The organism is Streptomyces sp. NPDC058052 (assembly GCF_042885515.1).
Lineage (GTDB): Bacteria > Actinomycetota > Actinomycetes > Streptomycetales > Streptomycetaceae > Streptomyces.
Genome location: NZ_JBHVRX010000037.1, coordinates 38634 through 52859, shown reverse-complemented (window position 1 = coordinate 52859; position 14226 = coordinate 38634). Strand labels below are relative to the sequence as shown.

The 14226-nt window shown below is 71.9% G+C and carries 14 protein-coding genes; 8 read left to right on the top strand and 6 right to left on the bottom strand.

Annotation, left to right across the window (positions count from 1 at the left end; genetic code table 11):
- Positions 1-58: 58 nt before the first annotated feature.
- The 3 genes from ACFVU3_RS34265 to ACFVU3_RS34255 form a co-directional block, all read right to left on the bottom strand.
- A complete protein-coding gene (locus ACFVU3_RS34265; protein ID WP_390072522.1) occupies positions 59-880 on the bottom strand; it encodes a DciA family protein in 822 nt (273 codons plus the stop codon).
- The gene (locus ACFVU3_RS34260; RefSeq protein WP_390072520.1) at positions 877-2964 is read right to left on the bottom strand and encodes a hypothetical protein; all 2088 of its coding nucleotides are present in this window, start codon (positions 2962-2964) and stop codon (positions 877-879) included. The genes ACFVU3_RS34265 and ACFVU3_RS34260 overlap by 4 nt, the downstream gene beginning before the upstream one ends.
- Positions 2965-4088: 1124 nt before the next feature.
- Positions 4089-4355, bottom strand: coding sequence for a helix-turn-helix transcriptional regulator (locus ACFVU3_RS34255; RefSeq protein WP_390072518.1), 267 nt, complete (start codon positions 4353-4355; stop codon positions 4089-4091).
- A 114-nt stretch (positions 4356-4469) separates the two neighbouring features.
- On the opposite strand from ACFVU3_RS34255, the gene ACFVU3_RS34250 reads away from it, so the two are divergent.
- Positions 4470-5117, top strand: coding sequence for an HAD family hydrolase (locus tag ACFVU3_RS34250; protein ID WP_390072516.1), 648 nt, complete (start codon positions 4470-4472; stop codon positions 5115-5117).
- Between the two features lie 4 nt (positions 5118-5121).
- Complete coding sequence (locus ACFVU3_RS34245) at positions 5122-5961, top strand: DUF1932 domain-containing protein (RefSeq protein WP_390072514.1); 840 nt, start codon at positions 5122-5124, stop codon at positions 5959-5961.
- Between the two features lie 7 nt (positions 5962-5968).
- Here the strand turns inward: ACFVU3_RS34245 and ACFVU3_RS34240 are convergent, their stop codons facing one another.
- The 3 genes from ACFVU3_RS34240 to ACFVU3_RS34230 form a co-directional block, all read right to left on the bottom strand.
- Positions 5969-6538, bottom strand: a complete 570-nt coding sequence (locus ACFVU3_RS34240; protein ID WP_390072512.1) for a guanylate kinase — start codon at positions 6536-6538, stop codon at positions 5969-5971.
- On the bottom strand, positions 6535-7572 hold the full coding sequence (locus ACFVU3_RS34235) for an AAA family ATPase (protein WP_384563234.1): 1038 nt from the start codon (positions 7570-7572) through the stop codon (positions 6535-6537). The genes ACFVU3_RS34240 and ACFVU3_RS34235 overlap by 4 nt, the downstream gene beginning before the upstream one ends.
- 179 nt (positions 7573-7751) lie before the next feature.
- Positions 7752-8501, bottom strand: a complete 750-nt coding sequence (locus tag ACFVU3_RS34230) for a GntR family transcriptional regulator (protein ID WP_390072510.1) — start codon at positions 8499-8501, stop codon at positions 7752-7754.
- A 349-nt stretch (positions 8502-8850) separates the two neighbouring features.
- Between ACFVU3_RS34230 and ACFVU3_RS34225 the strand changes: the two genes are divergently transcribed.
- The 6 genes from ACFVU3_RS34225 to ACFVU3_RS34200 all read left to right on the top strand — a co-directional run bounded on the left by ACFVU3_RS34225 (position 8851) and on the right by ACFVU3_RS34200 (position 14148).
- Entirely contained in the window at positions 8851-9738 is an 888-nt protein-coding gene (locus tag ACFVU3_RS34225) for a hypothetical protein (RefSeq protein WP_390072508.1), read from the top strand.
- A 101-nt stretch (positions 9739-9839) separates the two neighbouring features.
- Entirely contained in the window at positions 9840-10256 is a 417-nt protein-coding gene (locus ACFVU3_RS34220) for a hypothetical protein (protein ID WP_390072506.1), read from the top strand.
- A 248-nt stretch (positions 10257-10504) separates the two neighbouring features.
- Complete coding sequence (locus ACFVU3_RS34215; RefSeq protein ID WP_384563222.1) at positions 10505-10774, top strand: WhiB family transcriptional regulator; 270 nt, start codon at positions 10505-10507, stop codon at positions 10772-10774.
- A 230-nt stretch (positions 10775-11004) separates the two neighbouring features.
- Positions 11005-11334, top strand: coding sequence for a hypothetical protein (locus tag ACFVU3_RS34210; protein WP_390072504.1), 330 nt, complete (start codon positions 11005-11007; stop codon positions 11332-11334).
- A 110-nt stretch (positions 11335-11444) separates the two neighbouring features.
- The gene (locus ACFVU3_RS34205) at positions 11445-11810 is read left to right on the top strand and encodes a hypothetical protein (protein ID WP_390072502.1); all 366 of its coding nucleotides are present in this window, start codon (positions 11445-11447) and stop codon (positions 11808-11810) included.
- A gap of 67 nt (positions 11811-11877) precedes the next feature.
- Entirely contained in the window at positions 11878-14148 is a 2271-nt protein-coding gene (locus ACFVU3_RS34200; RefSeq protein ID WP_390072500.1) for a hypothetical protein, read from the top strand.
- Positions 14149-14226: the final 78 nt, after the last annotated feature.

The window sequence follows — 14226 nt, the reverse complement described above, 5'->3', positions numbered from 1 at the left end:
CCTTCGTCCCAACTCATGCTCCCACCAGAGGCATTGGGTCCACAGCCGATCTCCGTGTTCACGCCGTCGTACGCAACGGCGGTGACTGCCGCACGACGGCCTGCGTCCCGGCCAGCCCGCGTTCGGCTCGGGCCCGGCGCAGCGCGGCGGCCTCGGTCACTGCGGCCTGGCGGCGCCGCTGCGCGCGGGCCTGCTCGATCGGGGCCGGCGCGTCGTCCGCAGCGACGTCGGTCTCGGGGAACGCCCTGCGGGACAGCTCCCGCATCGCAGTGGTCTGCCGCTCCACCGCCTCCGCGATGGCCGGGTCCGCCCGACGCGGCGCGACGGCCTCCTGGTGCGCGGCGAGCGCGCGCCGGTAGCCCTCGGACGCGGACTCCCTGGTCTTCGCCGGACCTGTGGGCACACCCGGGGCCAGGTCTGCCAGGGCGACGTCGGCCGGGGCGGAGACGGGCGCGGGCGGCAGGATCCGCAGGGAGTTCACGACGGTGCGGCCCGCCGCCGTGTTGGCGGCCGCGATGACGCGGGCCTGCTCCAGGCGGGCCTTCGTCGCCCAGGCCGACGACTCCGGGCACACCGTGAGCCGGCCGGAGTCCGCGTCGAAGGCCACAGCGGCGACGTGCCCGGCGAGCTCGGGGGCGATGGCCGCCCACCGCTCCCGCAACGTCGCGCCGGCGGCCGGGAGCTCCCAGGCCCGTTCGGTGACCAGCGCGCCGATCGCCGCTCCGAGGCCCATCGGCTCGCGCCCGTCTCGCCGCACCGTGGTGACGGCCCGCGGCTTCCGCTTCGCCTTCTGACCGCTGCCGTTCTTGCGGGCCGCCTCCATCGCGGCCCGCAGCGCAACCCGGGCCAGGTCGACACCGGACGTCTCGTCGCCGCTCATGCCTGCCCCCAGGTGGTGTAGCCGAGGTCCAAGTGCCCGAGGCGGGAGAGGTGCTGCGCCTGGTCGACTACCTGGTTGCTGAACAGACGCCTGGCCGACGGCTCGCCGTAGCGGTCGATGTGGTCGAAGACGACCTGGTGGTCCTTCATCGCTCGCACCCGCCAGTCGCGGACCTGCTCGCGGGTGAGGTCCTCGAGGACGAGCTCCTGGACGTCGTCGACGTTGGCGGGATCCGGCTTCGGAACGGGGACGACGGCAGCCGGGCGCGGTGAGGGCAGCACGACCGGAGCCGTCGGCGCAGCCGGGACCTCGAAGGTCGGCTGCGCGGCCGCGGCCGCAGCTTCGGCGCGGTGGGCCTTGGCGGCGGCCTGCTGCTCGCGGACCTGTGCCCACCGGTGCTCGCGGATCCACGCCTGAGCGGTCACGTCCTGGTGCAGCTGCTGCTCGGTCGCCGCCCGGCGCTCCGCCTCGGAGGCACCGGGCATCGCGGCGTCGGCGGCGGCCGCGACCGTACGGCGCTGGTCGCGGCGGTCGTCCTGCTTCTCCGCGCAGCGCGGGCAGTCCCGTCCGGAGTCCAGCAGCACCCGGTCGTCGCACCGCACGTCGCCGCACTGCTGACGCTGGGGCAGGGCCAGGCCGATCAGCCAGCCCACGGGGTCCTTGATCGGCCCGGCCAGACGCATCTGGTCCTCCAGGCGCCGGGCGATCCGGTCGGCGAGGACCTGCGGAGCGTCCGTACGGCCGGCGAACCCGACCACCCGCTCCAGCTCGCTGCGGGCGGCGGCCTCCACCAGCTTCCGGGCGCCCCGACGCTCCAGGCGCCCCCAGACCAGGTCGACCGGAGCCAGGACGGCCCGCAGGTCCTCCGGCGGCAGAGGCACCCTCCCCCGCTGCTGCCTGCTCTGACCCGGACCGTCCACGACCCGCACCGAGCCGTCGGCCATCGGCCCGCAGCCGCCGTTCATGCCTTCAACGACCGGGGAATCCTTCGGCTGTTCCCCGCGGAGCGGGCCGCCGTCCTCGCGCACGCACGCGCGGTCCGGCAGGCCGTGGTTCCCACCACGGCCTTCGCCGGAAAAGCCACCAGAGAGCGCGAGAGACCCACTGGGAGTAACCACAGAAGCGTGGAGAGCGTGGTGCTGTGCAGTTGCGGCGAGGTCTGCCGATCCGGCCATCTCGCCCTGCCCGGCACCCTCGATCCCAGTCACCACAAGGGTCTCGGCCGTCTCGCTGGTCTCAAGATCTCCGGATGCAGTACCAGCGAGGTCTGAAAGCACGGACTTCGCGACCCGGCGGGCCTCCCGCACGGCCACACCGTGGGCCTTGGCGACCGGCACCAGGCGCACCCGCGACTGCGCGTTCAGGCCCGAGCCGGTCTGCTTGCGCACCACCTCCGCGACGCCGTGCTCCTGGAGGCGCCCCAGGACCTTCGCTCCGGCCGCCGCCGTGCAGCCCAGCAGCCGCGCGACCGTTGCCGCCGGACGACCCCGGGAGGTGTCTACCGAGCCGGGGCACAGCTGCAGCCAGCCCGCCGAGCCCGTCGTCAGCACCATCAGCAGCAGCCCGAGCCGGTCCGTCGCAGCTCCCCGGCCCGTACGCCCGGCGAGCAGCCCGGCCGGGACCACCGGCTTGTCCTTCGGCGCCCACCCCGGACCGAACAGCACCTCGATGAGGCTCAGCAGCACCGCCAGCTCGGAGCGGGACAGCGCCAGCGCGTGCCGCCGGTCGCCGGCCTGCTGCGCCCGGTACATCGGGATCACCCAGCACTCCAGGCCCGTCGCCCACCCGATGGCGTTCGTCGCGACGTTCGAGCCCAGGAGTCCGGCAGCGCGCAGCTCGGGCAGCACCGTGTGCGCGACCGTCGACTGCGACACCCCCAGCCACCGCCCGAGCTCCGCCGCCCAGATCGACGTCTCGAAGTCCTTGCGCGCATCCGCCTTCGCGGTCAGCACGACCGACGCCAGCCGCGTGCCGTCCGACGCACCGGCCAGCGCCGGAGACGTCACCAGCGCGCGCACCGCGGCGAGCAGCCGGGCCCGCATCGTCTTCGACAGCTGGAGGGGGTTGCCCAGCTCCAGCGGCACGACCGGACCGGCCTGCGCCGGAACCGACCGCAGCCGACGGCGCGAAGCCCCGCCGGCGAACTCCGTACGAGGGCGCGGAAACGCGGCGGCTGGGGCCGCTGCGGCGCTCATCGGCCCACCGCCGAGACACGGGCGGCGGGTACCGCGAGGGCCGAGGTCATCTTCGTCATCGGGCCGGTGTACACGCCAAAGCGGACACCTCCCCGAGCAGGCAGAACGCGCGATTCGTCATCCACCCGCCGACCCTGCACGAGGAAGCCTGTGGACAACGGCCGCTCAGCCCGGATCACTCCCCGCGCTCCCGCACGGCGGGCAGAAACCTTCGAACCCGTCCCGCCACACGGGATGACGCTCTCGCGGACACCGCCGCCGAGGAGCGGCCGGACAGACCCAGTCGAAACGATCAGCTCGTGGCTTCCTACAGGAAGAGCCACTTCCTGACCAAAAGCCGCGAAGTATCGGATCAGGGACGCTTGTTCCGTCACATGAAAATCACCAAAGGTGCGAACCATTCCGAAACGGGCAGGGCTCGACTTTTCAGGGGACACCAGATCGGGCACTATGGCGAAGCCACCAACTTTCATAAGCGAGCCGGACCACCCCGCAACGCGGGACGGCCGACGAGCGAACTGGGAGACACCAAGCCCCCTCCGTGAGGAGCGGGCACAGGCCGGACGAAGAACCAGAGGCGAGACCTCTCTCCTTGACGTGATTCGAACGGACGTTCCAAAGCCCTTGCAGGGGCTGACGGAACAGCTGAGCGGTGCAGCAACCCCCTTGCAGAGGGGCCGCTGCGGCACTGCGGCGGAACGGTGAAGCGGTACTTCGGTACTTCGGTGGTGCTGTGCAGAGGCCCTCTTGCAGAAGGGCTGCTGCGGTTACTACTTGGTCCTCGCGGACCGGGTGGTGCATTGGATTGCAAGACCCAGCTCGATGAGCTGGAGCCCAGAGCCGGGTGCGAACCGGGGGCTGGGTAGCCGACCTGATGGTCGGCGTGAAGGGCCGCGCGAGGTCGAAGTGGATTGCAGTCCACTCATTTGGCACGCGCGGCCGGTGGCGGCTACGTCACCCCGACCCCCTCGAAACCGAAGGCGGAGTCGGCGTACCCGAAACTGGGACCGAGGTCAGTCCTCACGCGGACCTCCCTGGGCAACGGCCGGGTGCTCCTTGGCCAGGCCGCGGAGAAACTCCGCATACTTCAGGCGGTTGCTGCGGTGGGGCTGCGTGCGGCCGGCTTCCCATCCAACGATGGCGAGGCGCCTGACGCCGAGGGCCTCGGCGACTTCCTCCTGGGTAAGGTTCGCGGCGATGCGCAGCTGCCGACGAATGTGCGGCGGAGGCAGCGTGTCAGCATCCACTAGGGCATCGTCTCGACGCAGCGGATCCGACATGGCAGCCTCCATCCCATCTGATGTTCTCTGAAAACATACACCAGATGATCTCGTGTCGGGAAGCAGCCGCAGCACGAACACAACTCCGCCGCAAGGCGGGTAGGGTCCATGCCCGTGGCCCGCCTCGCCTTCTTCGACCTGGACAACACGCTGGTCGACCGACAATCGGCGCTCAGCGACGCCCTGACCGCCCTGTGTCGCTCCCGCGCGCTCGCGCCAGACGCAGACCAATGGCTGCGCACCGAGCTGGCCGACCGCGCGACTGTCAACGACTTCGCCCGGCTGCGGGACACCTTCGGACTGGACGCGTCGGCCACGGACCTGTGGCAGGAGTACGTCGACCTCATGGCGGCCACCGTCACCTGCCGCCCCGATGTCCTCGAGGGCCTGGCCCGCCTGCGTGCGGCCGGATGGACGATCGGCATCGTTACCAACGGGGCCGGTGACATCCAGCGCGCCAAACTGGCCGCGACCGGCCTCGCCGACCTGGTCGACGGCGCCGCTGTCTCGGGAGACCTGGAGATCCGCAAGCCAGACCTGCGCCTCTTCGAACTCGCGGCCTCCCGCTGCGGAGTGAGTCTCGGGGACGGAGGCTGGATGGTCGGCGACAACGCGGCCGGGGACATCGGCGGCGGCCACCAGGCTGGCCTGCGCACCATTTGGCTGCGCGGCCGCCCCTGGCCCGACGGCCTCCCTGACGCTCACCACGTCGTGGACGACGTCACCGAAGCGATTGCCATCTTGCTCAACGAGACGGAGTAGCACCGTGGACCAGCCGACCGTCGGCATCCTCCACCCCGGCAGCATGGGCGCCGCCGTCGCCGCCTGCGCCGCGAGCAACGCGGCCGCGGTCCTGTGGTGCGAGACCGGGCGCAGCGCCGTGTCCCAAGAGCGCGCCTCCCAGTTCGGCCTGACGCCCGTGGCGACGCTGTCTGACCTGCTGGGCCGCAGCGACGTCGTCATCAGCCTCTGCCCGCCGGCCGCAGCAGAGGGCCTGGCCCGCGATGTCGCGGCGCACCGCTTCGCTGGGGTGTACGTGGAGGCGAACGCCATCAACCCCGAGCGGGCCCAGCGGATCGCTGCGCTGCTCGAACCGGACGCGACCGTCGTGGACGGCGGTGTCGTCGGTTCTCCGCCGATCGGTGGCAAGACGCCGACCCTGTACTTGTCCGGCCCGACCTTGGCGACCGAGCGCATCGAGGCGCTGTTCACAGGCACCGCCGTCCAGACGGTGGTGTTGGGCACGGAGGTCGGGAAGGCGTCCGCGCTGAAGCTGGCATATGCGTCGTTCCAGAAGACCAGCCGGGTGCTGGTGGCGCTCGCGGTCGGCATGGCGCGCGAGCACGGCGTCGACCAGGAGCTCATCGAGGTTGCCTCCCGACGCACCGACTCGTACCTCTCCGAGCCGCAGTACGTCGCCAAGACCGCCGCGCGCGCCTGGCGCTGGGGCCCGGAGCTGGAGGAAGCCGCGGACGCGCTTACGGCTGCCGGCCTCCCGCCGGAGATGCTGCGCGCGGCCGCGACGACGCTGGCACGGTGGAACGACGTCAAGGACGACGGCGAGCTCACGCTCACCGACGCCTTGAACCGACTCGCCCAGCCGTAGCCCGCGCTCATGCCGTTGCCGCTCCCGCCTGTTGCGCCAGCATCTGGTCGATGAGCCGCGCCGCGTCCTGCGGCGAGGCGGCAGTGGTGTCCACGGTCAGGTCCCAGGCCAGGTCCGGGTGCGCGTCCAGGTCCTCGCGGGTCGCATCCCACGCTGCCAGCCGCGCGGCCGTGTCGCCGTCGCCCCGTCCGGCGGACCGCTGAGCGGTCACCTCACGCGGGCACCACAGCAGCACTACCAACCACTGGGCCGGGTAACCGCTGACCAGAGACTGGATGCCGTCGACCTGCCCGAGGTGCACCACTGGCACACCGGCCGTGAACGCGGCATCTACGCCGGGCCGGTCGATCGCATACGTGTTGCCGTACCGCGAGTTCGCGTACACGACGTCGCCTGCGGCCTCCAGCTCGCGCAGCTGCTCCGCCGTGCCCATCCGGTAGCCGGCGGACTTGCCGGTCCCGACCTTGAGCCGCGCGAACTGCACGTACTGCGAGTGCAGCTCGGCGAGCGCGGCGGTAACGGTGTCCTTGCCCGACGCCGGCGGACCGTACAGGACCACCCCTTGACGCCCGGTCACGAGTACATCGCCCCGATTGCCTGACGGGCCTGATCCGCGAGCGAGATCGCCGTGCCCAACCGGTTGTCGACCACAAGGTGCGGCACCGCCGGGCGCAGGTCCAGATCGACCGTCGCCATGTACTCGTCCCACCGCTGAAGCTTCCACGCATCGCGTGCCGCCGAGCGGAACGTGATGTACTCCCGCATCGACTCCTCGTCGCAGCGCACCCACACCGGGAACACATCGACGCCCAGCGAGCCCGCACGGTTGACCAGACGCTGCATCCAGTCCGCGTCCGTCATCTCCGCGATGAACGGCGCCGAGAGCACGCTGGAGATCCCGCACCGCATGTTCGCGAGCGCTGACTGCATCAGGCAGTCGTACTCCACCGGCCGCACCTGCTCCCGGTAGAGCTCACTGTGCCGGTCGTGCGGATCGCCGCCGAGCGCGACGAGCAGGCGCTCCACCAACGGACGGGTCAGGGGATCCTTGTCAAGGAGCGGCCAGCCCGTGAGCTGGACGAAGAAGCGGGCCAGCTCCGTCTTCCCGGACCCAGCGAATCCGCCGACCAAGATGAGCGATGGCCGGTGCGGATCGCCGCCGGTGTGACGGCGCTTCCACGCGTCGATGATCCGCTGCTGCAGGCCGAGGTGGTCAGCCTCTTCCGAACCGGGCGTGATCCGGTGGATCGCACGCTCGACCGCCAGAACGTGGGACCCGTTGATGCGGTCATCCGCCGGCGTGAGCCTGAAGGACGACGTCTCCTCCCCCGGCAGCGCGGCACGAAACCCCAGGTCGGGCTCGGTTGCGCGGTACAGGAGGCAGTAGGCACGCCGATAGTGCGGACCCGGATATACCTCCCCCTGCTCGTGCTGCCACAGCGTCTGCGGATTCGCCGCCGGGACACCCTTCAACTTCGCCTGCTCCGCGACCTCGCGAAGCCGCTCGCCCGCCTTCTCCAAGGTCAAGCCGTGGGCCTCACGCTGCTCGCGCAGCCTGTCCGGCCTCCACCCCGCCCGCTGCTTCCCCACAGATGTCCCCTCCGTCGTCATGCCGCGAGCCTAGGGCCGCCACTCCAGAACCCGTGTGTACGTAGAAGTTGAAAACGTGTGAATGAGCTTGGGTAGCCAGCTGTGATGTCCCTCTCGACGCGCCAGGAGTTCCATAGCTCCGTAGCCAGTGAGACGGGAAACGATCAAGGGGTGCCCAAGTGGGAGGCTCGGCGGAGGCGTTACTCCAGCGGGAGGTTGTCGTAGACCAGCTCTATGCGGTCGGCTGGCGCGGTGGACTGGAGCAGCTCCATCACACGGCCCGCGGAGTTCATGGTCGTGCGGGTCACGGCTACGACGGGCACCTTTCCGCTGATCTTCAGCTGGTCGGCTTCGTCCTGGGTGGGCATGCGGGATTCGACTCGCTCGCTCACGGCCGCGGGGCGATGTCCGGCAGCAACCAGGGCACCGAAGACACCGCCTTTGATCTTGCTAGTTCCTGCGAGCTGCACTTGATCTGCAAGGTCAGCGGGGTACCAGACGAGCTGAAGCTGTACGACGTCGTCCGGGCCCAGAGTGGCGCGCCGCTGACGATGTACAAGCTCCGCTCCGACAGGAACCCCCAACTGCTCGGCGAGTCGATCATCAGCTTGGACTCTGGCGACACGGACGACGTGCATCTGTCCGTCGAGGCCCTGCTCGGCGCAGGCGGTCTCCCAGGGTCCTCGCGCTCCGTTCGGCCCAAGCACCTTCGAGTACCGATTCAAGGGGATCTTCACGCGGGTCCGGTTGCGAACCACCGTTCCCCCTTTGCCCATGGTTACGACCAGTCCCTCATCTGCGAGTTCCTTGATCGCCTCGCGGACTGTCTGGCGCGACAAGCCGTAGTCGTCCATCAGATCCACGATGCGGCGCAGCTTCTCCCCGGGGGAGAGTTCGCCGCTGATGATCTGCTCCCGCAGCCTCGCGGCGAGCTCGCGGTATCCCCTCACGTTGACCTCCTTTCCTAGCCGATTCCGTCTTAAGGCTAGCTCCTATTGACATCGGATAGGAGCTAGCCCCATCATCAATAGGGGCTAGCCCTTACGGGGAGTAGTTGAACATCTCCGTTTCTAGCCCGCGTACCACCGCAGTTTCTGCAGCTCGTCTCCTCGGAGTCGGGCAGGTGGCCGGAGGCGGTAGCCAAGACCAAACCCCCCGGCCTGGCAGGACTGCTTGCACGACCTCAGCGCTGATGCGCTGTCTATCCGCCGGGACGCGGGCCGTTGGCTCGTGGACCTGGTGGGTGGAGAGAGCATCCGCCCCCGCGAACCCCCTCCCTCTTCCTGCCGAGGAGTCGCCATGCCCGAGCTCGCCATGCCCAAGGCCGCCAAGCGCCGGGGCCGCACCCGTACCTCCCGCGTCAGCCCCCTCGACGCGATCGTCCTCTCGACCCTGTCGCCCGGTCACATCGACATGAGGCGGGTCGAGTCCACCGAGAAGCGCCGCATCTCGCTGGTCTGCCCGGTCTGCAAGACCTGGGTGGCCGTGACCCCGCACCGCGGCACCTACTTGCTCAAGCTCGTCCCGCACCACACCGGCCGGGCCGGCGTCGATGCCGCGATCCGCTGCAGCTCCAGCAACCGCCTCGTCGACGTCGACGTCAGCGCGGACACCTGGAGCCGCCAGTACGACGAGTGGGCGCGCGAGGAGCGCCTCGCCGTCGACCTGACCCGTCACCGCCGCGCCACCGTCCAGACCCTCAAGGTCGCCCGGCCGCAGGAGCGCCCCGCCGACCGGCGAGCCCAGTGGGAGCGTGCGATGCCCGCCGCCCGCCGGGCCGACGCCGCCCGTACGGTTCCCGCCGACGCGATCCCCACCACGCGCGGTCGGGCCGTCGACGGACCCGCCGGCGCCCTGCCGGCCATGATCGGGCAGGACGCCGGGGACGACCGCTCCGTCCGTGCCCTGGCCGTCGGCACCCTCCGCGTCCTGGCCGACGCCGCCCCGGACCGTTCCGCGAGCGACGTCCTCGAGGAGCACCTCGCCCGCGTCGCCTACACGCACCTGGCCACGTTCTTGCGCCGCCCCCTGACCCCGGCCGACCAGTCCAAGCACACGAAGCTGGTGGACGAGGTCCGGGCCGAGCTGCCCGCCCCGGTCCCGGGCGAGACCGCCGCCGCGTACACCGCCCGCTGCCGCAAGCCCGCCTTCGGCGCCCGCCGCCGCAAGCCCGCTCTCGCGGCCTGACCCGCACAACCGCCCCGGCCTCGGCTCCCGCACCGCGCGGGGGCCGAGGCCGGGGCCTTCTGCTCCCGTCTCGCCTGACGCACCACAACCTGGAGGTCCTGATGCCCGCCACCTCGACCCTGACGTCCCACCGGCCCAGCACCGGCGAGGTGTTCGACGCCGAGACGCTCGCGCTCCTGGACGAGCTCGACGTCCCGCTCTCCGCCGACTTCGACGTCGACCTCGACATCGCCTTCGGCACGCCGCTGGAGATGCACGAGCCCGCGGGCACCGCCCGGGAGATGCGCCGGTACGCGGCCGCGGTCCTGACCGTCCCGCCCGACCGCCGCCAGGAGCTCGCCCTCGCGCACGGTGCCGAGATCACCGCCCGCGTCGACGCGTCCCGCGACATCCTCGCCGCCGACCCGGCAATCACCGCCCGCGTCCGCGAGCGCTTGGTCGACGTCCTGCTCCCCTACGCCGCCCGCCTGCGCAGGACGGTCCGCTCCGGATGCCGCCCCGAGTACGCCGCCGCCTGACCATCCGGCCCCGGACGGACGCCCGCGATCACCGGCCAACCCCTACTGCACCAAGGGGATGGCCGCTGGTCGCGGCTGGTCGTACGACCCGCCAACACGACGACAGCCCCGGCGACTTGGAACCCCCCGGGGCTGTCCAGGACCTACGTGGAGGACCTGATGCAGGACAGCATCGCACGGAACAACGGCGACTCCGACACGGACATGGACGAGGCCCTGCGCCGCGTCCGGCAGGGGAAGTGACCGCGATGGACTGGCGCCACAACGCGGTCTGCCGCGAGGAAGACCCGGACCTGTTCTTCCCGGTCGGCAACACGGGCCCCGCCCTGCTGCAGATCGAGGAAGCCAAGGCCGTCTGCCGCCGCTGCCCGGTCATGGAGGCGTGCCTGCAGTGGGCGCTGGAGTCCGGGCAGGACTCCGGCGTCTGGGGCGGGCTCAGCGAGGACGAGCGGCGGGCGATGAAGCGTCGCGCCGCCCGGAACCGCGCCCGGGGCGCGAGGAACGGGGCGGTGGCATGACGGACGCCGACCACAAGCGCCTGGAGGACAACCTCCGCCGCACCAACGAGCGCCACGACTTCGGCCGGCGCTCGCGCGGTGAGAGTCCCGCCCTGTAGGACGCGAACCCAACTTCAATCCCGCACCACGCCGTTCCACCAGGTCGGCCGCCCGCCTCGCGGGCGGTCGGCCTTTCGCATCCCCCGGATCCGGGCATCGGCCCGGCTCGACGTCCATCCCCAGGAGGCGCCATGCGCACCATCCGCCGCGACGGCTGGACCGCCGCCGACTACGACTCCGAGCAGATCCTCCGCGAGCTCGGGCACCGCGACGCCGCCGCCCGGGTGAACCAGGCCCGCCGCCGGCGCCCGATTCGCCGGGCCTGGCGCACGCTGCGCGCCCGGCTCCACCGCCGCGCCACCAACGCGACGCCGACGGCGGGCATCGACTGGGTCGCGGCCCGGGCGGCGGCCGACGCCGTCAACCGCGGCGACACCGGTGAAGCCGACCGCATCGTGCAGGCCACCGCCGACCCGCGCGGCACCGCCTTCGCGGCGTTCCGCTTCATCGGCGTCGAATGACCCACCTCCCGCCTGTCGGTTGCCTCCCCCGCCCGTCCCGGCCTGTGCGCCGGTACGGACGGGGCGAGGGGAGCCGGACAGTCCGGACACAACACGCTGAGGAGGCGTCTGTGCGTACCAGCACCGAGAAGACCAGCCCCGCCACCGTCTTCAGGACGGGTGACTTCGTCCTGTACCGCGACCCGGCGCTGTTCTGGGCGGGCAAGCCGGACCACACCTTCGTCTGCAAGATCACGTACACCTGGATGACCGGCGGCTATGACCTGTTCGCCCTGGTCTCCGGCCGCGTGATCAGCCAGGTGCGGTCGGACTACATGCGGCTGCTGCCGCCGGCCGACGCGATGCGCGACATCGACACCGCCCCGCTGCACGCCGACGCCGCGGCCGCCGACATGACGGCGGCCGCGATGGCGTGGCTCACCCGGCAGCACGCGATCGCCAACACGACGCCGGAGCTGCCCGCCCCGCGCGGCTGACCCACCCACCCCGTACAACCGCCGCCCCGGGCCTCCCGGGGCGGCACCCGACCTGGAAGGAGGCGGCGTGGCCGCCACACGAACCCGTAAGAGGGCCAACGCCCGCACCAAGACGACGGCCACGACGGCTGCGCAGCCCGCCACCTCCACCCTGCCCGCCCAGGCCCCGGCCCCGACCCCCGAGACGGAGACCGTCGCGGACACGGCGGCGCTGGAGACGGACTGGGCGGCGCTGGCCAGGGTCGCGGACGCCCGCGACCGGGCCGCCGACATCATCGACACCGCCCGCGACCAGGCCCTCGCCCTCCAGGCGCAGGCCGAGGAGCAGGCGGCGCGTACCGTCGCCGACACCCACGAGCAGACCACCGCGCTCCTGGCCGACGCGCGCACCCGCGCCGAGGCCGTCACGGCCGGCGCCCAGGAGGAGGCCGCCGCCCAGCGGGCGGCGGCCACCACCCAGGCCGAGACGGTGCGCCAGGAGGCGCAGCAGCTGCGCGGCGACGCCGACCGGCTCCTGGCCGACGCCCGTTCCCGCGCCGACCAGCTCCTCTCCCAGGCGCGGGCGCAGGTCACGGAGCTGACCGAGCTGGCCGCCGCCGACCACCAGGCCACCGCGACGGCGATTGCCGAGCTGCGGCGCCTGGCCGAGGCCGACCTCACCGAGATCGGCGCCCTGGTCGAGGCCCGTCGCAACGAGGCCGGGCAGATCCTCGCCCGCGCCCGCCAGGAGGCCGACACCCTGCTCGCCGCCGCGCAGAAGGAGGTCGACCAGGCTCGCGAGCGCCACACCCAGCTGGCCAGGGCCGCCGCCGAGCAGTACGACGCTCGGCGCGCGGAGGCGGAGACGCTGTACGCGGACGCGGTGGAGGCCGCCGCCGAGCGGCGCCGGGAGGCCGATGCCCACGTCGCCGCCGTGAACACCGAGGCGGAGTCGGCCCGCGCCGAGCTGCGTGCCGAGCTGCGCGAGCTCGGCGAGAAGTTCGACACCGAGGCCGCGGCGAAGCGCCAGGCCCTGGCCGAGGAGCTCGCCGGGCTGAAGTCGGCGTGCGACCAGCAGCGGGAGAAGCTGCGGACCGAGGCGACGACGGTTGCTCAGGAGCTGCGTGCGGCCGCGCAGAAGGAGGCCGAGCGCATCACCGGCGAGGCGGAGCGCAAGGCCAAGGGCATCACCGAGCGGGCGCAGGCCGACGAGGCCCGCGCCCGCCGGCTGCTGACCGAGGCCCGCGAGGCGAAGAAGTCCGCCTCGAAGTGGCGCGGCTGGCGTCAGAACCTCGGCGGCAAGCTGTGGAAGATGGCGCCGTGGGTCGCGCTGGCCGCCGGCGTCGGGCTCGCCGCCTCCGGTGAGTACGAGCTCGCCCGGATGGTCGGCATCAACGAGTGGGTCGCCCCGCTCCTGCCGGTGTCGATCGACGTCTACTGCGTCACCGCGTTCCGCACCAAGCGGGACATCGCGGCGGCGCTGCTGCTGATGGCGTCGGCCAACGTGGTCTTCCACCTCTCCGAGCAGGCGCACCTCGTTCCCGAGGGCGGGTCGGCTCCGTGGTGGCTCACCACCTTCGTCGTCCTGATCTTCGTGGCCGTCATCTGGCGCGTACACACCCTCATGCACGACGACGGTACGGACGGCCACGGCAGTACGGCCGCCCCGTCCGGTACGGCCGCCGGTACGCCGGTCCGTACCGGCATGGACGGCGGAAACGGAACGCCCGCCCGTACCGGTACACACCGCCGGACGGACGGTACGGACAGCATCGCATCCGGCCGTACGCAGCCCGCCCACAGCGACCTGTACGCCGCGAACAACGGCGGACGAGCGGACGGTACGGGCACCGGACACGACGGTACGGACCCTGCACACGCCCTCACGCACCCCTCGCACCACGACGGGGGCGAAGGGGCGCTGACCAGGCCGTACAGCGACCGTACATACGGCGTACACACCACCCCTGACTTGGCGGCGCGTACAGGTACGGCGCCCCGAGGGCGTACCGGTACGGCTCACCCGGCCGTACAGGAGCGCACCGGCACGGTCAGCGTCCGTACCCAGCCCGGCCCCGACGCCGTACAGGGTGGCCGTACCGGTACGGCCACCGCCTCCTCCCGCGCAACCGGAACCGGCGGTACGGTCCGTACAGCCGGTACGGACCGACCCGGTACGCCCGCCCGTACGGACGCCGAACTCCTCCCGCTCGTACAGGCGCTCCCGCGCGACGAGGACGGCTACGTCACCCTCTACCGGGCCCGTACCGACCTCTCGGTCAACCTGCCCCGCGCGGTCCGGCTGCTGAAGGAGGCCGGCCTGCTGCGGCCCGAGGACGCCGACAAGCACCTCACCTGACCCACCCGTCCGGCACACACCAAGGAGGGCCAGCCCGCGCTAATCGGGCTGGCCCTCCTCGCGACTGCCGGAAGCAGC